This is a genomic window from Shewanella sp. VK101 (assembly GCF_056497865.1).
This window is the reverse complement of record NZ_CM151402.1, coordinates 178,533-201,197: the sequence shown is the minus strand read 5'-3', so window position 1 is coordinate 201,197 and position 22,665 is coordinate 178,533. Positions and strand designations below refer to the sequence as shown.

At 51.0% G+C, this 22,665-nt stretch carries 17 protein-coding genes and 1 pseudogene; 10 read left to right on the top strand and 8 right to left on the bottom strand.

Going from position 1 to position 22,665, the window contains the following annotated elements; genetic code table 11:
• Position 1 precedes the first annotated feature (1 nt).
• From ACSHSR_RS00880 to ACSHSR_RS00850, 7 genes are read left to right on the top strand one after another with little or no spacing between them, the layout of a single operon-like run.
• Positions 2–349, top strand: coding sequence for a DUF192 domain-containing protein (locus tag ACSHSR_RS00880; protein ID WP_037437059.1), 348 nt, complete (start codon positions 2–4; stop codon positions 347–349).
• The gene (locus tag ACSHSR_RS00875; protein WP_025010629.1) at positions 334–801 is read left to right on the top strand and encodes a tetratricopeptide repeat protein; all 468 of its coding nucleotides are present in this window, start codon (positions 334–336) and stop codon (positions 799–801) included. The genes ACSHSR_RS00880 and ACSHSR_RS00875 overlap by 16 nt, the downstream gene beginning before the upstream one ends.
• Entirely contained in the window at positions 798–1,478 is a 681-nt protein-coding gene (locus tag ACSHSR_RS00870) for a TadE family protein (protein ID WP_028780577.1), read from the top strand. Before ACSHSR_RS00875 ends, ACSHSR_RS00870 begins: the two co-directional genes overlap by 4 nt.
• A gap of 24 nt (positions 1,479–1,502) precedes the next feature.
• Positions 1,503–5,537, top strand: coding sequence for an IPT/TIG domain-containing protein (locus ACSHSR_RS00865; protein ID WP_187575552.1), 4,035 nt, complete (start codon positions 1,503–1,505; stop codon positions 5,535–5,537).
• Positions 5,538–5,586: 49 nt separating this feature from the next.
• Positions 5,587–6,000, top strand: coding sequence for a hypothetical protein (locus ACSHSR_RS00860; protein ID WP_144380383.1), 414 nt, complete (start codon positions 5,587–5,589; stop codon positions 5,998–6,000).
• Between the two features lie 36 nt (positions 6,001–6,036).
• The gene (locus ACSHSR_RS00855; RefSeq protein WP_479631180.1) at positions 6,037–7,776 is read left to right on the top strand and encodes a hypothetical protein; all 1,740 of its coding nucleotides are present in this window, start codon (positions 6,037–6,039) and stop codon (positions 7,774–7,776) included.
• Positions 7,777–7,796: 20 nt separating this feature from the next.
• Entirely contained in the window at positions 7,797–8,138 is a 342-nt protein-coding gene (locus ACSHSR_RS00850) for a DUF5713 family protein (protein WP_025010624.1), read from the top strand.
• A gap of 62 nt (positions 8,139–8,200) precedes the next feature.
• On the opposite strand, the gene urdA is transcribed toward ACSHSR_RS00850, so the two are convergent.
• The 5 genes from urdA to ACSHSR_RS00825 form a co-directional block, all read right to left on the bottom strand.
• Positions 8,201–9,955: a urocanate reductase gene (gene urdA / locus ACSHSR_RS00845; protein WP_025010623.1), complete on the bottom strand. Its 1,755-nt coding sequence runs from the start codon at positions 9,953–9,955 to the stop codon at positions 8,201–8,203.
• A 42-nt stretch (positions 9,956–9,997) separates the two neighbouring features.
• Positions 9,998–10,762 (bottom strand): outer membrane protein OmpK, encoded by a 765-nt coding sequence (locus ACSHSR_RS00840; protein ID WP_025010622.1) that lies wholly within the window; start codon positions 10,760–10,762, stop codon positions 9,998–10,000.
• Positions 10,763–11,040: 278 nt separating this feature from the next.
• Positions 11,041–12,252, bottom strand: a complete 1,212-nt coding sequence (locus ACSHSR_RS00835; RefSeq protein WP_062793501.1) for a sensor histidine kinase — start codon at positions 12,250–12,252, stop codon at positions 11,041–11,043.
• Positions 12,253–12,254: 2 nt separating this feature from the next.
• On the bottom strand, positions 12,255–12,917 hold the full coding sequence (locus tag ACSHSR_RS00830; protein ID WP_025010621.1) for a response regulator transcription factor: 663 nt from the start codon (positions 12,915–12,917) through the stop codon (positions 12,255–12,257).
• Between the two features lies 1 nt (position 12,918).
• A complete protein-coding gene (locus tag ACSHSR_RS00825) occupies positions 12,919–13,659 on the bottom strand; it encodes a helix-turn-helix transcriptional regulator (RefSeq protein ID WP_025010620.1) in 741 nt (246 codons plus the stop codon).
• Between the two features lie 343 nt (positions 13,660–14,002).
• Here ACSHSR_RS00825 and ACSHSR_RS00820 point away from each other — a divergent pair, with 343 nt between their 5' ends.
• On the top strand, positions 14,003–14,698 hold the full coding sequence (locus tag ACSHSR_RS00820) for a hypothetical protein (protein WP_101060204.1): 696 nt from the start codon (positions 14,003–14,005) through the stop codon (positions 14,696–14,698).
• A gap of 67 nt (positions 14,699–14,765) precedes the next feature.
• Here ACSHSR_RS00820 and ACSHSR_RS00815 read toward each other — a convergent pair.
• Positions 14,766–16,418: pseudogene (locus ACSHSR_RS00815) on the bottom strand (HAL/PAL/TAL family ammonia-lyase).
• A 443-nt stretch (positions 16,419–16,861) separates the two neighbouring features.
• Here ACSHSR_RS00815 and ACSHSR_RS00810 point away from each other — a divergent pair.
• Both ACSHSR_RS00810 and ACSHSR_RS00805 read left to right on the top strand, forming a co-directional pair.
• On the top strand, positions 16,862–18,682 hold the full coding sequence (locus ACSHSR_RS00810; RefSeq protein WP_479631179.1) for a M14 family metallopeptidase: 1,821 nt from the start codon (positions 16,862–16,864) through the stop codon (positions 18,680–18,682).
• 32 nt (positions 18,683–18,714) lie between these two features.
• A complete protein-coding gene (locus ACSHSR_RS00805) occupies positions 18,715–19,131 on the top strand; it encodes a GFA family protein (protein ID WP_479631178.1) in 417 nt (138 codons plus the stop codon).
• A 75-nt stretch (positions 19,132–19,206) separates the two neighbouring features.
• Here the strand turns inward: ACSHSR_RS00805 and ACSHSR_RS00800 are convergent, their stop codons facing one another.
• A complete protein-coding gene (locus ACSHSR_RS00800; RefSeq protein ID WP_144168698.1) occupies positions 19,207–20,544 on the bottom strand; it encodes a coproporphyrinogen III oxidase family protein in 1,338 nt (445 codons plus the stop codon).
• Between the two features lie 257 nt (positions 20,545–20,801).
• Positions 20,802–22,388, bottom strand: a complete 1,587-nt coding sequence (locus tag ACSHSR_RS00795; RefSeq protein WP_101094686.1) for a methyl-accepting chemotaxis protein — start codon at positions 22,386–22,388, stop codon at positions 20,802–20,804.
• Between the last annotated feature and the right edge of the window lie 277 nt (positions 22,389–22,665).

The window sequence follows — 22,665 nt, the reverse complement described above, 5'->3', positions numbered from 1 at the left end:
GATGGAAACCAAGACACTTATTACAGCCTCAGGCTATGAATTAGGGCAAGTGTTTCTGGCCAACAATCCCTGGCTGCGTCTAAGAGGGTTACTGGGAAGGCCAAAATTAACACCTTCTCAGGGAATGTTAATCAGCCCCTGCAGCTCGGTACACACTATAGGAATGCGTTATCCGCTGGACATAGTGTATCTGGACGCCCAGCACACAGTCCTCAAAGTGGTTTCCGAACTCAAACCCTGGCGCAGCAGTTTTTGCCATGGCGCCCATCACACACTTGAGCTGGTAAATGGAACAGCAGCCAAGGCCCAAATCCATGAAGGAGAAACACTCAGATGGAAAAGTTCCTAATCACGCTTATGTGCACCCTGATGTTGATTATGCAAGGGTGCGCTTCTCAGACACAGCACCAGGGCAATCAGGCTATCATGGAGATACAAGCCAGAGCTGAACATGCCTACAAACTGGCGATGATGGATCAGGCCGAAAGTCTGTACCTCGAAGTGTTGAGATCTGTTCCCAATTACGCTCCCGGTTGGTTTCGTCTGGGCAACATCTATACCCGAACCGGACGTCAAGATGCTGCCATAGCGGCCTATCAACGTTGCATTGAGCTTGAGCCAGACAATCAAAAAGCTTGGTATAACATGAGCCTGGTACGCTTGAAACAATCTGCTCAGGTATTGGAAATAGCCCAACAGCATGGTGACACTAGTTCTGTGGTTCATAGGCAAATAAAAGCGTTGCTCCAAGCCATCTACGAACTTCAACGTGAACCCAGCCCGGAGCAGGCCGCGAGATGAAACGGTTAACATCGCAAACAGGCCAAGCGATGATGGAGTTTAACCTCGCTCTGCCCTTTCTGATGCCACTGGTATTGGTTGCCATGATGTTGCTCGTTCAATGGGGATTTATCTATTCCGCCAAGAGCACCTTGGATGCTGCAACCGTCAAAGCCGTGCGCTCAGGAGCCCTCAATCACGGTAGTTTGAGTGCCATACGTAAAGGGCTGAGCGAAGGTATGATGCCCCTTTACAATCAGGATCCCAGCCTGACAGGTACCTTGGGAGCGTTAGCCAAAGCCAGGATTGCGGTGACAACCCAAGCCAAGATAACCATTCTCAGCCCGGATAAGAAGGTCTTCGATCGCTTTAAAGTAAGGTCCACCTACCAGGGCAAGAGCCTCTATGAAATCCCCAACAATAACCTTATGTACCGTAATCCGGCGTTACAAAACCTTGGGAATAACCGACAACTGAACATCCAGGATGCGAATCTTCTACAAATAGAAGTTCGCTGGTGCCAAAAGTTAATCGTTCCCTTTGCCAACTATGTACTCAGAGAGATTGTCAGTTCGCCACTATACATGCCCAGCAAGGAGCAACTGGAGTGCAATCTGCTCAGCCGAGCTACCGGGGATATTTATCTTGCTATGGTCTCTGATGGCCTTATGCGTATGCAAACTCCTTTCAGGATGTAACCAACACTTATAGGGAAGTAAATCATGTCCAAAAAAACTTACCTGGCTCTGCTGATAGCCGGGATAATGCTGACCGGTGGTTGTAATGGTGAGCTAGAGCCAGATGAAGGCCCGGGTCAGGAAGTTCCAACTGACCCAACAGATCCAACCGACCCGACGGATCCAACTGACCCAGACCCGGTTGACCCACCCAGCCATGAAGGTAGCTGGGAAATACGTGATGAGGACAATGACGGTATTCTGGATGAGAGGGATGATTACCCTTTTGATCCAACAAAACATCAATTTCCTCAAATTATTGAGCAAGAACCCAACGATAACCCCTCAATCGCAACCCAGGCAGGAATGGCTCCCCCATTTACGGTGCGAGGAGCCATTTCTCAAAAATCAGACAATGGCGATCTGTTTTCCTTTGAAGGAGAAGCCGGTCAATTCTATACCTTGATGCTCAGCTATGAGGATCCGGATTTCAAACCCAATATCTACTTTTCTGATGCTCAGGGTAATGCACTCAACTTTGGTGAGTTGGAAATAGATCCTGTGCTCAAGAAAGTCGCTATCAGCGTTGAAATTCTCAAAGATGGCCTTTATCACATTGGCATCAACGATATTAACTTTGATGGCCGTCCTAGCTTCAGCTACAGCGCCCGTATTTTTGCTGATCGTGACAGTGATGGAGTTTATGACCAGCAAGAACTGGCATTGGGCATGGATCCAGAGAGTGATGACTCAGACCAAGATGGTATACCCGATACTCTGGAGTATCTGTATGGTTTAGCAGCCGATGACTTTGATCCAGATGGCGATGGTATTCCCAACTGGTATGACACAGATAGTGATGGTGATGGCCTGAGTGATGGATTTGAGGGTGGCGCCGATGCAGACGGCGATGGCCAGGGGAACTTCCTCGATTTGGATTCCGATGGCAATGGCATCGCTGATGCCATTGAGGCCGGCGACAATCCCAAGCACCCTTTGGACAGAGATCTTGATGGAGTCCCTGATTTTCTGGACTTGGACGATGACAATGATGGCGTCCTGGATATCAATGATCAGGACAGGCTGACCGCCGTCAGTATCAGCTCCGTAGCTATCCTGGGGCAGGCCTATACAGTCCATAACGATACCAAAGTCAGGTTTTTCCGCGAAGGCGATACACTGAACGTAGAATTGGATTCTCCCTTATCTGCCGGTCAACACTTTTTGGTTATCACCCGGGAAGGCTTACCTCCAATCAACTTACCTTTAACTCAAGCCTCAGGTCTTATCACTACAGTACTGCCCAAAGGTGCCAGTGAAGTTTTTGTCTCTGATGGTGCTCTGCGCACCAATGCGAGAGCCTTGAAACTTCAGCCTGCAGGCACCCCGGTTATCAGCACAGCCGGCGCAGTGATGCTTGACGAAAACGCCCAGGTGACTCTCTATGGTGACAGCCTAAATGGCAATATCACAGTGACAGCCAATGGAATACCTTTAGAGGTCATTTCAAATACAGCCCATTCTGCGAGAGTGAACGTCCCAACAGGACTTGTCGACGGTACGCTGCAAATCAACAATGCCCAGGGACAGAGCAACCAAGTACAATACTATGTACTCAAAGAAGCAGAAGTTACCCTCACCTCTGTAGGCGGTGTTGATCCCTTAGGAGTACGTGTAGAAACACTGCTGAATACCACAACGACACTGGATTACAACGGTCGGGCAAACATTAAAGTCTTTAAGAATCGGCTGACTCCTGTCACAGCCTTTGTTCCTACTGCAGATAATAGTCAGGGATATGTTTATCTAAACAGTTACTTGTTACCAGGCGAACAACAACTGACATTGGATATAAACAGTACGACTTTTAAGTACGTGCTGGACTTTATTGGCGTTGACAAGATCCCACAAGCTTCGTTGGTTAATTTTCGCGACACCATAGTGACTTATCCTGAGTTCATAGAACTGCAGGAACACTTCGCTGGCATGCTGCAAAGTTCTCCAATGGCACTGGAGCAATTATCTCAAGCAACAAACCTGTTGCTAATAAGCAACAGCAACAAGATATATCAGCGCTATAGTCAGAACCAGGTTGGCAAGACAGCCAAAGCCCAGTCATTCAATGCTTCTCCAATGGCTATGGCCATGGTCAAGCGGGCTTCAGCAACCGGAAGCATTAAACCAAACATCACCAATTATGGTACGGCTTACTTTGACTATAGTCTTGCGGCCACTAACTTCCTCGATAATTGGCTACCGTCGGATCCAAGCTGTCCCAATAACAGCGAGATCACCAAAGAACAGAAAAACAAACTCCAGTACGATGGCTGCTCAGAGCTGCAAAATCGTACCCGGCTTTATTTGAGTACCATGATTATCCCTCTGGGTGAAAATGGACAGTATGATGAGTCCAAGCTGGATAGTCCGCTGCGCAAGCACGCTCAATCAGCTTGGGATGGCAATATAATAGGACCGCAATCTGGAACATACTTTGGTCTGGAGTTTTGGTCCAAAGATCAGTACTACAATGTTTGTCCCTATCAAGATTGCCTTTACCAAGTTCTCGCTCCGGGTGTAGATACTCCTTTGGGGCCTTCACCATTTAGCTTTCGTAATCAGTCTGCCTATGATGAGGCCAACCTCAAAGCTCGCCAATACTTGGCAATTCGCACCGTCATAGACGGTATCTTGCTTAAGTTTTTTGACCTTATTTTAATCGGGGTAGGTTATGAACCGGCAGGATTCGACCCCGTGGTCATCACCAAGTTAGTGATCCAGTACTCACCCAAGCTGATAGAGGAAACTGAAAAACTTTATAAGGATGACAATGTTACTGGAACCGACCTTGCCAACTTCCTGGAACAGCTTGCGATAGAATTCTATAAAAATGAAATAGAAGTCTTCTACGATCCTGCCAATAGAGGCAAATTGGGCCCCATCACTACAGCAGTGCTGCAAAGTATGGGAGTAAAGCCCGAAGACCTGGCAGCCTTGGCTGCCGGAGCCGCGTTACGCAAATGGGCTCCTTTTATTGGCCAAATGGAAGCGATAAAAACTGGCGCCCAGGTAGCAGACATACTGATCGACCAGCTCAAGACCATTACAGATATGGTCGGCGTACCGGTGAAGTCTGACTTTACCCTCACTTGGGGGATGCAAATTGTCGACATAGACCCTGCCATTATGAAAGCAGAGCCTATAGACAAGCCGTTGTCTATCATCGGCACAGGGTTTGGCATTAACGAACGTTGGTATTGGTTTGATGAAGAACCCTTAACCGAACTGAAAGATGAGGGCAACAATGCTTATGAAGAGCGAGAATATGAATCTGTCTCCGAGGATGGCACTCTGCTGAAAATAAGCGTTCCAGGCTCTATGTTGAAAAACGCTGTCGGTCCTATCGCCGTTGCTGTTGAGCACAGAGGGCAGCGCGCTGAGTCACCTGTAAAAATCAAGATTGGTGATGGCCTTGAGATCATACGTTTGAAAGCAAGTAGCGGCCAACCCGGTGACTTAGTCGTCATCGAAGGCTTGGGATTCAGCCAAACCAAAGCAGATAATAGAGTCACATTCGCCGGTAAGAATGGTGAACGTATCGTTGCCTTTATCAACAAGGTCGAGCCAGGGAAACTAACGGTGAAAGTCCCCAATAATGTTGTCTCGGGTAATGTCACTGTGGAAGTAGATAACGAGCTCAGCAATGGACTCAAGTTTGAAGTACCCCATCTACTGGAAATCACTTTCGGTGATAACGGCAACTTCAACGACGATATCTTTAAACTGGTTGTCGATGATAAAGTACTGACCGATGGCAGTAGCCCGCAACGCCAGGTTGGCCCCTTATCAATACCGCTTACCTCAGGCACCCACACAGTAAAACTGGTAGGGATCCGGGCTGAAGATGAGATAGGCACCTATTACATCCAGTTTGAAGGCGATGTTCTCTCTGTCTCGGGGGATGAATTGGAAGGCCGTGACCTATTGAAAGATAGCGTCAAACAATTCCAGGTCGAAGTCGGAACTCCCCAACAGAAGGCTCGTAGTCAATATCAGCCGTTGCGCAATCTGCAGCAGGAATAAAATCAAGGGAAGAGCCGTAAGGCTCTTCCCTGTTTCAAGGAGTTGAATAATGAAAATTCCATTTGCATATCTTTCACTTGGAGTAACCCTTTTCACGCTGCCAGTGGCGGCCAAACCAAATGAGAAGCTGACTCAACAGTGCTTGGATAGTTTTGAAATCATCAAAAACCAGGATGTACAAGCCTTTGTGGCACTAATACCCTACGAAGCAAGTGCCAAGGAACAAGAGCATGCGGCCCAAATACTGGCCCGTTCACACAAGCGTTGGTATCAAGATAAGACTCTCGGCACCATTACTCCCCAAGATGTGAGTTACAGCGAACCCAGCAAAAGCAAGCAACAGAAAGGTGCACTTCAGGAAGCGCGGGTTAAGCTACTGATAGAAGGAGAAAACTACCGTTCTTCTGTCAGCTGCAAATTTCTCCAAACCGATAAAGGCTGGTTTCTTTCCAAGTTGCCTTAACCCGTTTTGACGAACTTAACTCAAGGATGAATCAATATGCGTAAACTTTCCCTCCTGTCGGTAGCACTCAGTGCTACGCTGCTCTCTGCCTGTGGCGGCTCCGATTCAGATGACAATCAACCACCTGTTACGACTGATATTAGTGTTCAGGGCCAGGTTAGTTATTTGGGTGCTGTGCCGGGGGCCGATGTCTGCGCCGATCTCAATCGTAACCTGTCTTGCGATGCTGATGAGCCCACAACAACTACCGACAACGATGGCAAGTATCAGCTCGATTGGCGCAGCGATGACCCAACGCCCGACTATTATCTGCTGGCCAGCTGGTTACCGCAGGCCAGTGACAATACCTCAGCCAAACAGCAACACAACAAGCAGAGTGTCGCTGCCCAGACTGCTGATGACGGCAGCCTGGTACTCTTTGCCCTGAACCAGCATACGGGTGCCATCAACCTAGTGACCCATTTGGAATTCAGTCGTTTACAGCAGATGTTGCAAGCGGGCATTGGTGACACCCAGCGTGATAACCTGCTTCAGGAACTCAGGCAGCTATATTCCCAGCTGTTCGCCCCGGAGAGCGAGAACCCTTACCAGCTTGCTGCCGATGTCACAGCAGCGCCGGCCTTTGCCGAGGCATTTTGGTTACTGCAGCACATTCACGCTTTGACTGAAGCTCAGATAGAAAAGCTACTCGGTGAAGGCAATCATGAGGCCATTCTGGCGGCCGAGCAGACCCTCGCCATGACCCTGAATGAGCTGCGGCAGTTGATCGCCGCCAGTGGTCAAACAGCGGAGACATTCCTGGCCACAGATCCCCAAGAGGTGCGTAACAAGGTAAACAACGCCATGGTTGCCCTGGGTTACCTGGAACCTCTTGATGACAAAACCATGAACGACAATGATTGGGTGATAGTACTCAATGGCTTGATGGAAGATGATGAGCAAGCTCATCTGCTTGATCTGGGGCTGACTGGCGGATCGGAGGTGTTCACCCTGCAATATGGCGACCCCTCCAAGTTTCTGACCGGAAGTGTCAACCAAGGCAAGGTCCTGGCCCAGGATGTCACTCTGGGAGATGAGGTCGCCAACGAGTGCTGGAATACTCAAATGGAGCGCTGGATAAATGCCGATCGCAAGGATCAGGGCTATAGCCCAAGCGCGTCGGTTATCGAAGGCAATCAACTACATACCTTCTATGATGGTACTCAGGTACCAATCACTATGCAGGTGGACAAGTACCAGGCCGACGCCGAAGACTGGCAAACCTTGCTGGCAGGTACCCCGGCCGCGCTGCAGTTGGCCAAGCTAGAATGGCCTGGGCAGGTTTACCGCATCTGGACGGCGCAGCAAGCCGATGTAATGTGCCGGAATGAAGAGTTTGTTTCCTGGGAGATGCCGGTTGCCAACGCCGAAGATCTCGACTCCAGGGCGCTGATAACCCTCTTCTGGCCTATAGCAACAGAGGATGAAATTACCCTGGATGGCGAGCAGCGTTTCACGCTGAACTTTGGCGATACCCCTGAAAGCTACGAGTGGCAGCTAATCCAAAGCCCGAGTGGTGCGCCTTTGTTGCAGATCACAGAGCTGCTGGACAATCCAGAGCTGGCCGACAAGGTTCTGCCCAGCCAATATCTGATCCAAGGTGACCAACTCATTGAAGTGAATATTTACCGCGCCTTTGATTTCGATGCCGGCAGGCAGCAATTGCGACTCACCTACGAGCAAAGCTTCAGCGATTCCCTGTATCAACATCTGAAACAACTGGCGCAGGCCAATTGAGCAAGTAATGAGGAAGACTAATGTCTGTTACCAACCCCGTCATCCAGCAGCGGCAATTGTTGGCACCTATGTATCTGGACGGCTATTTTCCGGATTTTCTGGTTGATAAACTCAAAGGCGTATTGCTGCAACTGTGCAGCGAGATAGAAGCCCTTAAGCCCGAGGATGAAGGCGCCTTGCTGCAACTGACTCACGCCGCTACCCTGGCCATCAATGAGCTGCAAGATGAGTTTGAAGCCAACGGCAGTGAACTGGAGACAGTCGCCCGGGATTGCCTCGCCGATGAGTTTTACATCATCAGCCGTGCTTATGGCTTCGACAGTCTGGATATCGAACAAGCCATCTCCCCCAGAGATTGGTGATAAAAAAACGGCCCTTGCGGGCCGTTTTTGTTTTCAGGGGAGATTATGAGTAGCTCGAAGGCTTAGTTGGCGGCAGCCTGCTGCCCGGCGATACGGCCAAAGACAATGATGTCTGTATAGGCGTTGCCACCCAGGCGGTTGGTACCGTGAGTCAAACCTGTCACTTCACCGGCGGCAAACAGACCTGGGATCACCTTGCCTTGTTCATTCAGTACGTGGGTCTTGGTATCTGTTACCAGACCACCCATGGTGTGGTGTACCGATGGCGTGGCTTTCAGGATCCAATATGGGCCCTTGCTCAAGTCCACCAGCCCGGCTCTGTGATTGAAGGCTTCATCCTTACCGGTTTTCGCATAGTGGTTCACATCCTTGATGGTCTTCTTGAGGTTTTCCAGCGGAATGTTGAACACCTTGGCGGCTTCTTCAATGCTGTTCACTTCATACATCAGACCACGGCTGGTGAAGTCTTTGTATTCACCTTGGTGCATACCAATGGTACCGGCCACATCGTCGATGTCCTTGTTCCACAGCACATAGGTGTAACGACCGGGTTGTTCCAGAATCGCATGGGAGATCACATCGCGACGTTCCAGCTCTTCCACAAATCGCTCACCGTTTTGGTTGACCAGAATCGCACCGAAGAAACGGGAGTCGGCGATCAGGGCAATGGCGCCAGTCTCTGGGTTACAGATAGGATAGGTTTGGATATAGCCCAGGTTGCGGGTGTCGGCGTGGATCTTCTCACCCATGACAATACCGTCACCTGTGCCACCTGCAATACCCGTAGTACCGTAACGCTCATCCAGCTCTGGGTTGTATTGCTTACGCATGGCCACGTTGGCAGAGAAACCACCGGTAGCGACAACAACACCGCGCTTGGCATGATAAGTGATCTTCTTGCCGTTTTTGGTCGCTTCAACACCGACGACCCGACCATTGTTGTCCATCAGCAGACGCTCGGCGGTAGTGTTGGTGTGAATAGGCAGGCCGACTTCTTCGGCCTTCTTGGCAAATTTGCCAATCACTTCGGCACCCGTGTGTCCTTTGGGGATCAGGGCGCGCTTGACGCTATGACCACCAAACTGGAACAGCTGGTTGGGATAGTACTCAACCTTGACATAGTCACGCAGCCATTCGGCGGCATCGACGGCATTGTCTACCATCACCTTGACCATCTCAGGATCACCCTTGAAGTCGCCCCCTTTGAGTGTGTCCTGGATAAACAGCTCTTTGGAGTCGGTAATTCCCATACTCTTCTGTACCCAGCTACCGGCTACGTTCATCTCGGCGCCGGAGATCAGCGAGTTACCACCTATGATGGGCATCTTTTCGATGATGACGGCAGAAGCACCGGCTTCCATGGCCTCCAGACCGGCACTGAAACCGGCACCACCAGAACCTATCACAACCACATCATAGGTGTATTCGGCCGGCGTCAGGGCTTCACCATGCTTGGCGGTGGCCGTGGCGGCAACCAGAGTCACACCTGCGGCTTCAACACTGGCAGCCACGGCTTTTTTGAGGGCATTGGAAGTCACGGTCGCACCGGAAACCCCGTCAACATCTACAGAGTTGTTGTCTATGATGGCCTGTTTCACATCTTTGAATGCGGCGGCGGCCAACACAGGGTTTTCTTTCTGCTTCAGCACATCGATAGCCACAATACGGCCATCCTGAATGCTGGTTTCTACCTGGATCTCACCATGCTTGCCCTGGGCAGTCCCCTGACTCTTGATGATCTCATGGGTCACCTGACAGCCGGTAATCACCACGGCAGTGGATACGGCCACGCCCAAAACGGATTTGTTCAACTGCATATTCAGTTCCTGTCGATTAAAAAAGGGAGCCTGGCTCCATTGTTAAAACTGGTATCCAAAAGCCAACCCATATTCGATACCGTCGTTGTACTGTGCACCCCAACTGTCGTACTGAGTCAGGTGCAACTTGCCGTAGAAGGCATCGGTAAATTGGGTCTGCCAACCCAGAATGATCTGGTGCCCATAGCTGTCGTAACTGAACAGCTTTTGGTGGTCCTCATCCCTGTCTATCTGCGCTTCGTAGTTGACGGACAAGTTGTGCTTCAATCCGGCAAAACTCAGCGGGTATTTGGCATTGAGCACCAGGGCATAACCTGAAATGTCATTGAAGTTCTCATCTGTTGGTGAGAAATGACCAAAGGTATAGTTGAAACCAACCCCGTAGTTCAGCGCCAAATCGCCAAACTTACTGTTGTGCGTAACCCCCAGATACAGGTTGTCTTCGACCAGAGTCTCACTGGCAGAGATAAAGTTCTGGGCCCAAAAGTTAAAACCGCTTTCACCCAGCTTATGCTCTATGATTGCCAATGATTTTAAAGTGGTTTTACCATCTTCATTCTTCTGGTTTTCCGCGACTTCACCCGGGTTTTCCAGCTTGATATTGGCGAAATAACTGCCCCAATCGGCCAAACCCAAATGATTCAGCTTGAGAAAGGGTTGGTTAAAGACGCCAGGGTTATCATCCTTGGTATCACTGGTATAAAACTTATAACCAAGATCCAGACTTGTTTTGGTTACATCGGCCTGCACATTGGCAGAAAATGCCATAGCCAGTGCCACCCCACTCAACAACCATTTTGAGCTCATAATATTTCCTCAGAAAAATACAATGCCAAGTAATTGAAAACTTTAAACACATGAATTGGACGAGAAAATAATAATTAATTGCCACCAATAGCAGCTGTGATCTTGGTCGATTACAATCCTTAAAAAAATAAACTCTGTGGTTTAAGGAAGTAGATAACAGGAGACCACAAGTTAAGTGAAAATTCCGTCAAACAAATTAAAAATAGACAGACCAAGCTATCTCTTTTTAAAATATTAATAGCCAATCTATAAATATAAGCCTAAGCTCACACATTCCTTTAATCTGTAATTTCTATCTCGGCAATAAACATCTGCGGTGGCCGATATTCCTTGAACTGCCAACCCAGCTGTTTCGCCAGTCGCTTGACCAACATCAGCCCCAGACCAAAACCTCCCATGCCATCCTGTAAGCTTGAGTTGCTGACTCGGATGCACTTGCCCCGCTGCTCCACCTTGACTTCGCCGGTGCCATGCTCGAGCGCATTGCGCAGCAGATTATTGAGCATGATGCACAGAGGCTCTTTCAGCACCAGTAGTTGGGTATCGTCACAATCCAATTGAATAACCCCCTGCTTGCCTTGGGCGTGCTCCTGCTCAGTTGCCAGCTGCCGCAACAACTCGGCCGGAGCCAAGCGCTGTTTTTCCAGCCGAGTGCTGCTCTTGTTGGTGAGCCACAACAGGGTTTCTATGATGGACTTCATCTGCGCCGTCGCCTGGCTGGCAGCCAGTACTGGCCCGGTCAACTTGCCCTTTTGCAAGGTGAGCAGCTCAAAGGATGACTGGCAGATAGCCACAGGAGTGCGCAGCTCGTGGCTGGCAAAACGCAGGAAGTTGAGTTCCCGCTGCTGGGCCTTTTGTAGCTGCTGCAGCGAAGTATTGAGCGCATCCACTATAGATTGCAGCTCGGCATAGCCTTGTTTGGGAAAACTGAAGCCATTCATGCTTTGCCAGTCGTGCTGTTTGATCGCCTGACTGATTTTGTGCACCGGGGTGATCACTTGCTTTTGCATATGAAACGCCAGGCTGGCCACCACCCCGAAGGTCATCACTATCAGCAATAAAATGGCGGTCATGTTCTTGGGCGCAAAAACAAGATCATGGGTGGCATCATAATGTAGCCATAGATACAGCGGCTGGCCTGAAGCCGTGTAATGCACACTCAGGGCATCGATATAGGGGCCATCGAGATGCTGATAACGAATACCCGTTTCTGAAGTGGGAGGCTGAAAGTCATTGATAGCTTTGATCTTATCCGGCACCCGCTGCCAGTCGGCAAACACGCTGATGTTGTCGGTATCCAGCTCTGTGCTGCCCTGAAGGAACACCGCTTCAGCCGCCTGCCCTGCGTTACGCAGAGTGATCTCATGCATGGAAAACATGCCGGTGCACATCATGCAAAGGGGGATGATGCTATTGATGGCCAGAGTGACCGCCAGAAAAATAAGCCCGTAAATTTGATAGCTGCGCTTGAGGCTGAACTTGGGCATCATCTTCAGTCACTCCTCAGGCAGAGTCCTACTCCGCGAATGGTGTGGATCAGTTGACTGTCGAACGGCTTATCCACCACCCGCCGCAACAGATGCAGATGGCTGCGCAGGCTGTCGCTGTCAGGTGGGCAGTCGGGCCAGAGCATACGCTCTATCTCTTCCCGCTCCACGGTTTCCGGGCTGCGGCGAGCCAGCAAGGCCAGTATCTGCCAGCCGGTGCGGCTCAGGGACAACAACTGCCCTTGGCGATAGGCCTCGTGTTTGCCAAAGTCCATCTCCAGCTCACCCAGTTGTAATCTTGGTGGTGCCGGACGGCGCTGAGCCACGACTCTTAGGCGGGCCACCAGCTCCTCCATGGCGAAGGGTTTGATCAGATAATCATCGGCGCCGGCATCGAAGCCGCTCAACCTGTCATCCAAACCGCTGCGGGCGGTCAGCATGATCACCGGCGTGGTCATACACTGGGCCTTCCAGCCCTGGCATGCTCGAACACCGTCCCCGTCGGGCAAGTTGAGATCCAGCACCACCACATCGAAATGCTGCTGTCTCAGCAGTTCATTGGCCTGAGCCAGGGTTTCGGCATAGTCACATTCAATGCCTTTTATCGCCAGGTACTGAATAATATTGTTTGCCAACAGACGATTATCTTCGACCAGCAGAATTAACATGTCAGATCAACTCAAATTGATGGGCCAGATGGATCAGATTTGCCCTGTTGCTGGCACCCAGTTTCTTGCGCATTGACTCCATATGGTATTCAACCCCACGAACACTAATGTGCAGTCGATCAGAGATCTCATGATTTTGTAGTCCGGTTGCGGCCATTCGCAGCACTTTTCTGGCATTGGCCTTGAAGATCCGGCTCTGCAGAAAGGGGTTGAACCTCTGCCTGTCATGTTCAAACAGCAGACTTTGCACCAAGATCAAGGTCTGCTGTACCCGTTCCGGATCCGGCTCGGGACGGCCCGATGCCAGCAATATGAAACGACCAAACCAGGTCGGGTTGGCATAGCTGGGGACAGGAAAGCTCAGAACAGTGTCGTAACCATGTTTGGCAAACAAAGTTTTTACCGGGTCGTGCTCTTGCCAGCGATACCGCCAGGCTTTATCTGCGCTTAAAGACTCGGCAAAGTTACTGTCGCTGCGGGCAAAATGTTCCAGATAGTACTGTTGCAGGGTCGCTATCCTACCGGAGGAAGCCAGTGAGGCTATTGGCCTTCGCAGCCACACAGGGGCGAACAAGCCTTGATTTTCCGGGTGTTCCAAATACTCCCTGGCATTGCTTGGCAGCCCCTGAAACCAGAACCCCTGGAACCCCAGCCTGGCGATCAGCGGGCCGACGGTTTGCAGTACTTGTCTGAAACTGCTCTGTGCTTCCGTGAGTGCAGCCTGATTCAATACTGTACTCATGCGATTACTCCTCAAGAATAAGAATCAAAGCCAACATAACTCAGGCTACGAATTGAACAAAGACAGTTGAAACAGATATTTAGAATAGGCTGCAAAAATGTAACCCCATGTAAAAACTACGGAGTTTTTGACGTTATTTTCACGTCACCTCCACTATGCTGATAAGGCCAGCTTCGAGCCGCTGTTTATAGCGCATGCCTGCCGCCAATGGCAGCGATAGTGGCCTCGAGCTCACTGAACCCCTGTCTGTTTGCTGTTGAATTTCCGAACAATGAAACCGTTGACCCTGAAAGCCAAGGCTGTTAATTATATTCGTACTCAGTAAAGTATAAGGATATACAAGATGAACAAATGGATATTATTAGCATGCTTTTCAGCAGGTTATACTTCATCTACCGCAATCGCAGAACCTGTCTCGGGTACGCTGCAACGCATTGAAGCCCATGCGGAATATTTTGGCTTTCAAGATCCGCAAGCCTACCTTCACTTCTCCGCCGAACTGAACCGGCTGATGGCCGGTGACAAGACACTGGGCGAGCCGATACTGTCTTCAACCACTTACAGCCAAACTCTGGGGGCCGGAATGGCCTTCTCGGCTCTTTCCAGTCAGCAACGAAGCGAACTCAGGGAGCTGGTTCAGGCGCGTAGAGCCAATATGGCCAAGAGCCTGGGGGTGAGCGAAGCGGCGCTGCAACAGAGGGTTGCGCAATATGCTGCCTATTCACGGCTGAATGCCAGGCTGCATGAGATCCCCATTGCCAAGGTAGTTCAAAACGCCTCACTCAGTGACAGCCCCAGACATCTGGAACTCAGTACAGAACAGCTGGCTGAATTGGGAGAGCCAGACTCACCTATAGCCCAGTTGGCCATTACTCAACTGGCGGCGCAGGCAGGTGTGCCCCAATTCACTCCGTTCGTGGTGCACTTCAGCGCCCGCGGTTCAGAGCAGAGATTTATCTACAATGACTTCTCCGGAGCCTGGAGCATTTCCGCCGAGACGGTGTGTCCAAGCCGCGAATGTGGCTCGAAAACCCAGTGAGCAAAGGCTATTCCCGATTCCCTAAACAAAGAGCCCCGGTGGTTAATCCTACCGGGGCTTGGTTTCCTTAGAACTTCATCAGGAACTGAGTCGAGGCCTCGACATCCGGGGTAAACAACCTGTCCTTGTCGTAGTAAGCCACCTGTTTGCGCAGCGCCTTTAACAGTTGTTCATTCTGGGGTGACAACTGCCTGTGGTTCACTTTCTTCTGCAGGTCCATCGCCTGGGCCACCTGCATCAGCTCAAAGCCATAGATGCGTGCCACGCCATCCACCACCTTGCTGAGATTCTTGCCGGCCTGGAAGTAGTTGCTGAAGTTATCCTCGATACCGCCTTGGTTGGCTATACCATAGAAGGACACGGGATTGGCCGCATGGGCTATCTCGACAAACAGGGCGGTGAAGCCATTCTGCAGGGTATAGAAAGCCTGACCATTGGCATCATCAGGGTCGACCAAGGCTCTTGGCAAACCTGTGAAGTAAGGGTCAATCAACTTGATCTGGCGATTACTGGAGTATTTGCCCAACTGCGCCATGGCATTGATAAAGGCTTCGGTCTGGGACGCCAATTGGATGGTATCGAAGTTGGCCGAGGAGTTAATCGCCCCAGATACCGGCCCTTGGGTAAAATACTGTGCCACTTGAGGGGCTTCGGCGTAACGTCCGGGTTTGGCATTGATGTAAACCGTAGGATTATCATCAGAGCTGTTAATCTGAATATTCACCAAGGTTTCCAACTGCTGCAGCTGCGACATGGCATGGGCCACAGGCCAGTGAGCACCGCGATAGGATAGCGCATCCTGCAACGGCCGCTTCTCGTCACGCTGGAATAGATATCCCCCCTCCAGATTGGTCAAAATCTCTTGACCTACCTTCTCGACATTCGGCATAGGTCTGGCCGCCAGGGTATGAGGTAGCAGAGGGCTGATATTGCCGTTGATCCCTTCAAGGGCCGCGGCAATGAGTCTGGGAGAGAATTGAATGATCTGGCGGGCATCACCAATGGCGTTGACCACCTGTGCCGTTGCCAGGGCGTTGTTGGACAGAATCGAGAGTGAGTCCTTGCCAAAGGGCACCAGCGGCTTGATCCCGGCCTGCTTCATCGCCTTGGCGGCAGACATCCGCTGGCCTTTGTAGAACACATCCCACTCGCCCATCATGGCGGCGCCTATGTGTGAGGCCAACAGGATATCACTCAACCCCACAGAGCCATCTTCCGGCACCACGGGGATAATGTCTTCGTTGATAAACTCCTAGTAAATGCGGGCCACGTCCGGCTGCACACCCACATGCCCCGTGGCTATCTGATTCAGGCGGATCGTCATCGCCATTTTCACGGTTTCCGGCGCTATGGGTTGGCCACTGGCCGCCGAGTGGGTAAACAGCATATTGCGGTTAAAATCTTCCGACAGTTTGCGGGCTTCGGCACTCAAAGAACCGTCTTTACCAAATACCGGGGTATCCTTGTTCTTGCCCACCCCAACGGTGAGCCCGTATACGGGAGTGCCTTTACGGGCAGAATCTATCAGGAGTTCATGGCTTGCATGAATTGTCTTTTGCGCTTCTTTGCTGAGAGCCACCTGCACTTGTTTATCTTTCAGCTGCAGTAGCTGCTCTATCTTGAGTGACTGACCATCCAGGGTAATCACCTCTGCCGCAGAAGCGCACCCCAGGGGTAAAGCCACTGCCGAAACTATCAATATATTGGATAAGCCTCTCATCAACACTGTTCTCCAAGAATAAAACGACTTAATCAGAACTTATTAATGTGAACGCCAAAAGCACTATTGATAATTTAAATGGCTGCCACATTAAAGCACTACTTTACTTATATAAGTTATTTATCCAGCAGCTAATAAAAACTGGTATAAATATAAAATTCTTTTTTAATTAACTCAGTTAGGAAATTACAACACAGAAAATAACTTAAAAAGCGAGATTGGGTATTTATTCAGACTGGATTGCAAATATGTAAATTACTGCCCTTGAGTGCCGTTTTTTGACATTACTTTGACAAAACAAAATTTAGGGAGGTGCAGTTTGCTTTCATTGCTATAACCACAACAGAAAGGGAGAGTCACTCCGGGTGACTTGCAGGGCTCGACAAATTGGTGAAAGATAGAGCGCTTCAACAATAACAATTATCCTGTACCCGGAGCCTTTCATGCGCATGCTGTCCCTGCTCTGGCTCGCTGTCGCGACGTTACCCGGCGCCGCACTTGCCGAACCAGCCACCCAAGCCAACACCTATATCAATGATGCCATTTTGCCGCCGCTCAACCCCTGGAGTGGTGCCAGCGAGGCCTTAATGCGTGCAGCCGACGACAGCTGGGCCACGCCTTTTGAGCAATCCGGCGGTATTGAAAGCCCAAGCTATCAGCAGACCTTTGCCTGGCTGGATAGGCTGATGACCCAAAGCAACAAGCTTAACAAGGTGAGTCTGGGCAAGAGCCCCCAGGGGCGGGATATCTGGATGATAGTGGCCAGCGCCGAAGGTGCTGCCACCCCGGCACAGCTGAGACGTAACCACAAGCCCAATGTTCTGGTGCAAGCCGGGATCCACTCGGGTGAAATTGACGGCAAAGATGCCGGCATGATGTTATTGCGGGATATCATAGTCGGCGACAAGGCCGAGCTGTTGGAACAGGTCAACCTGCTGTTTGTGCCGATTTTCAGTGTCGATGCGCACGAGCGCTCCAGCCAAAGCAACCGAGTTAACCAACGCGGCCCACTGAACATGGGCTGGCGAACCACCAGCCAAAACATCAACCTCAATCGTGACTACGCCAAGGCCGACAGCATGGAGATGCAACACATGCTGACCGCCATCAACGACTGGCAGCCGCAGCTGTATATTGATGTGCATGTCACCGACGGTATCGACTACCAATATGATGTGACCTTTGGTTACAACCTGTCTCAGGGGCTGAGCCCCGCAGGCTACAACTGGCTGCAGCAGGAATATCGCCCGGCGATAGAACAGGCGCTGACCCAGGCAGGTCATATCCCGGGGCCTCTGGTCTTCGCCTTGGACAATACCGATTTGAGCAAGGGTATGTCACTGTGGAATGCCTCGGCCCGCTACTCCAACGGTTACGGCGATGCCAGACACCTGCCGACCATATTGATTGAAAACCACAGCCTCAAGCCGTTTCGACAACGGGTACTGGGCACTTATGTAATGCTGGAGCAAACCCTCAAGACTGTGGGGGCCAAAGCGACCAAGCTGCGCGCAGCGATAGAGAAAGACAAGTACCGCTATCCACGGCTGGTGACCCTGACCTGGAAGTCACAAAAGCAGCAGCAGGGCTGGGATTTCAAAGGCATAGACTATCAACTGGAACAGAGCCCTGTTTCGGGCAAACAAGTGGTGCGCTGGACCGGCGAGCCCAAGCTTTATCCCAACCTGCCGGTAATAGGCAACACAGAGGCGGATATCCGGGTCAGCCGCCCGGCCGCTTACTATATTCCGCCCCAGTGGCAGGAGGCGATTGCCAAACTATCGCTGCACGGCATTCGTATGAGCCGCCTGGAGCAACCTCAAACACTGAAGCTGCAACAGTATCGCCTCAGCGAACCCCAGTTTGCCGCCAGTGACTATGAAGGCCGCCAGAGAGTCAGTGCCAAAGCCAAACTGGAAAAGGTTGAACTCACCTTACCCGCCGGTACCGTCAAAATAAGCACTGAGCAGCCGCTTGGCGATCTGGCGATGATACTGCTGGAGCCGCAATCGCCCGACTCACTGCTGCAGTGGGGCCTGTTCAACACCATATTCACCCGCACCGAGTATATTGAGGACTACGCGGTTGAACCTTTAGCACAACAGATGCTGGCCAACTCCAAAGCGCTCCAGGCCGAATTTGACCAGGCGCTCAAAGACCCGGCCTTTGCCGCCGATGCCAAGGCCAGGTTACGTTGGTTCTACGAGCGCAGCCCTTACTATGACAAGGCTTACCAGGCTTATCCCGTCTATCGCGCCAGATAGGCCCTGATAATTAACTATCCAGGAGTCGAGCGATGAAGCAGCAGGATGAGTTACAGGGAGGCTGCCTGTGCGGCGCCATACGTTATCGCCTCGAGGGTGAACCGTTCGATGCCGACCACTGTTACTGCAGTCAATGCCGTAAGAGCACAGGGGCTGTGGTGGGCAGTTGGATGGACTTCAAACTGGAGCAACTCACTTGGCAGGGTGAAGCCGTGCGGGAATATGCCTCTTCGGCCAAGATCCGCCGCGGCTTTTGCCCAAACTGTGGCACCAGCCTGAGTTATCGCAGTCTCGACCATCCAGAATTTATCAGCTTGAGTATTGCTTCTTTGGATGACCCAGACAGGGTGGCACCCAGATATCATATCTACTGCGCCAACAAACCCGCCTGGCTGGAGATTAGCGACGACTACCCCCGTTATCCCGGTAATCGCAGTCAAGGCGACTAGCCGACGGCAGAAGCGTTATTGCGCAATAAAAAATCCGCCCTGTGGCGGATTTTTTGTCATTCATTGAACCAAAGATTACATATCACAAGGCTTCAGCGGCTTACGCAGCTGCGCCCGGACATTATCCATACCGGCATAAAACTCTTTCATCATCAGCAGGCCCATCATCTTGCCGTTGTCTGTAATGATCAGCTCATCCGGGTTGCTGGGATCATTCTTGATGGCGCCAATCAGCTTCATCGAGCTCATCTCTTTGAACAGGGCTGTGTCCAGATTAACGCCGAAGGTGTCGCGGAAATACTTGCGCGACAGACGACCGGAGAACATCCCCAGCAGGAAACGATACTGCATCACATCTTTCTTGCTGTACTGCTTTTGCTGCTCAACACCCATCTTGCCGCTGGCGATCCGCTCCTGATACTTGCGCAGCGAGAAAGTATTCACATGCAGGGTATCGTTAAGGAAACTGAATGAGCCTGAACCCACACCCAAGTATTCGTCGTAATCGATAACGTACTCGTCAAAGCCCTCATCGTTGGCCTTACCAAAGGCCCAGGCCGACAACTGGTTGTACTGGCCATTGAGGGTATTGAGGATCATCCGGTACTGGTTGGCCATATCGGCCTGAGGCGCAGCCAGTTTCCCTTTGACGCTCTTGCGGGTCTGGTGGGTGATCATCAGGGGATAAGTGGTGATCTGGCGCGGATCCAGTCTGGAAGCCATATCCAAGTCATGCTGGATCACTTCGTCTGTCTGACCCCGGAAACCGAAGATCAAATCGACATTGATAATAGGAAACAGCTCTTTGGCGGCCATGATCTTGTCGAATGTTTGCTGGCCGGTGCCGAACTTTTCCAACCTGTCTGTCATCTTGAGGATGTCATCATTAAAGCTCTGCACCCCGATGGACATGCGGTCAACCAATCCCTTGAGCTGTTTAAAGCCGGGGCTGTCAAGGTGTTGGGGATCCGATTCACAGGAGACTTCCTTGATGGAAGGGAACAGGGTCTTGGCATACTCGATAGTGCGCGCCAGTTCATCTTCCAGCACAGTCGTAGTGCCGCCGCCTATGTACATGGACTCGAAGTCATAGCCCAACTGCTTGACCATATCCATCTCTTTACGCAGCGCCACAAAATAGGCACGAGCCTTGTCTTCCTTGAACAGGAAGCGGTGGAAGGTACAGTAAGAGCAAAGCGTGTGGCAGAAAGGCACATGGGCATAGAGCATGTATTTCTTGCCCTCTACCGGAGCCGGCATCACATCAGCAGAAATAGTGTCCAGCCTCAGGTTCTTGTCAACATAGTACTGCATCACCCGCTCCATGGCCCCCAGCATCCAGTCGGGTACTGTAATATTGGCTTGGTATGGAGTGACCAGTTGGCGATCGAGAGTTTGGATAATTGATGACATAAGGCTTCCTGTTAGTTTTGCTAATCCTTAGATACCACAAACAGTTAGGTGATTTCCAAGGTACTGCCAGCTGTTTGTAGACTACCTCCTGCACAGGAGTCAAAACGTGAACTGGCTAGAAGTTAACAATACCTATCAGTATCGAGAGTGGCGTTTTGTTAAGCAGATCATGTTTTAGCATTAACGGATGAAAAATCAACCTTTCGAGGGGTGCCTTTACACCAGGCAGCAAAAAGGGGTCCGCAGACCCCTTATTTTCAGCTGAGCTTAAACTGTCTGACCACACTGGAGAGCTGATCTTTGGCAGCGGCCAATGCCGCGGTGCTGCCGAGTGTCGCCTTGCCACTCTGATTCAGCTCTTCCACCATTTCGCGAATGACACTGAGGTTGCGGGTAATCTCTTCAGAAACCGAGCTCTGCTCTTCGGCAGCCGTGGCTATCTGGCTACTGAGGCCATTGATATCAAATACATGCTCGGTCAGCCCCTGCAAACTTTCGGCCACCAGAGTCGTGGTATCGGCCGTTGCCTGACAGCTCTGGCGGGTACGATTCATGGCATTGACCGCCGAATCTGCGCCCTGACGCAGCTGTTCCAACATATTGTTGATCTCTGAAGTGCTGGCCTGGGTGCGTGCCGCCAACGCCCTGACTTCGTCTGCCACCACGGCAAAGCCACGTCCCTGCTCACCGGCTCGGGCCGCTTCGATGGCCGCATTCAGCGCCAGCAGGTTGGTTTGCTCGGCAATCTCACCTATCACATCCAGCACACCGGCAATTCTACGGGTGCTTTCATCCATCTCGGCAATGGTCTGGGAGGCACTGTCGACTTCGCTGACCAGCGCCATCACATTGTTGGAAGCCTGTTCGACCGCCTGACGGGACTCATCCCCTTGAGCTCTGGCCTTATCGGTCAACTGTGCGGCGGAGGCAGCATCGTTGGCAACCCCTTGAGCGGTAGCGCTCATCTCTTCAACCGCGGTGACAACCTGGTCGGTTTCCAAGGCGTGGGCCTGCAATGCGGCCGAGTTGGACTCAGACTGCACATTGAGCTCACCAACCTGCTGCGCCATATGTTCCGAGGCTTGGGCGATTTCACGGATCATGACTTGTAATCTGTCGCTGAGCTGATCCAGATCGGCCGCCAGAGTGCAGAGTTCATTCTTGCCCTGGATCCCTATCTTGTGGGTCAGGTCGCCGACCGCCAGCTTGGCGACAGATTGTTGGATCCGGCTGACAATGGCCACCAGATGGCGGCTCATAAGGAGTGCCATCAGCAAGGAAGCCACTATGGCAAACAGGATCAGACCGAGCAGAATAGCTTCGGCATTATCCACCTCGGAAACCGTCATCTGCCCCAATTCCTGGTTACGCTCGGTTATCTGCGCCACCAGCAGATTGATCTCGGCACTCACCTCAGGGCCCAGATCTCGTCTTACCGGAGTGAGAAGCGGCTCTGTGCCGGTTCGCTCGGCCAGCGCCAGCTCATCGAAGTAGAGACGGGTGTATCTGTCGATTCCGGGTTTGAGAACGGTGATTCGCGCACCACCATTCTTCATAAAGGCTGTGTCGAATTTACTCAGGCGGGCTATCAGGTCATGCACTCTGTCTTGATGCTGGCGTACCCCTTGAGTGTTGTGCACCAGGGAAGCCAGTCGCAGTTGATAGAACTCTTCGCGGATCCCGGCGAAAGTCTCGGTCAGATTGTTGTTATTCACCAGACGTTCGCTGACGTCATTGAGTTGGAAAAAAGCACGATAAGCAAAGATGCCGATCACTATCAGTAGCACACTGGACAGCAAAGACGGCAGCATGGATAACACACTGGTTCTGGTATTGTTGATCATGATGGTATCTGATTGAATGAAGAAAAGACTCGTAACTTTGTTACGTTTGTAGAACCATTTTACATATTGGTGATTAAATAAGCAATCCATCATAATGTCATTAAAAATTTAAATAACTCTTAATAAACATGATGTTGTTTTATTTGAATTGCATTTTTTACACTTTGACAGTCAAATCGTTAACTATTTTACGGTTCAAATCAGAAATTTTGTTACGAAAACAGTTAAGCAGCAGAAGAATTAAGCTAAGGATTAAAATAATTTAATGATTAAAAAC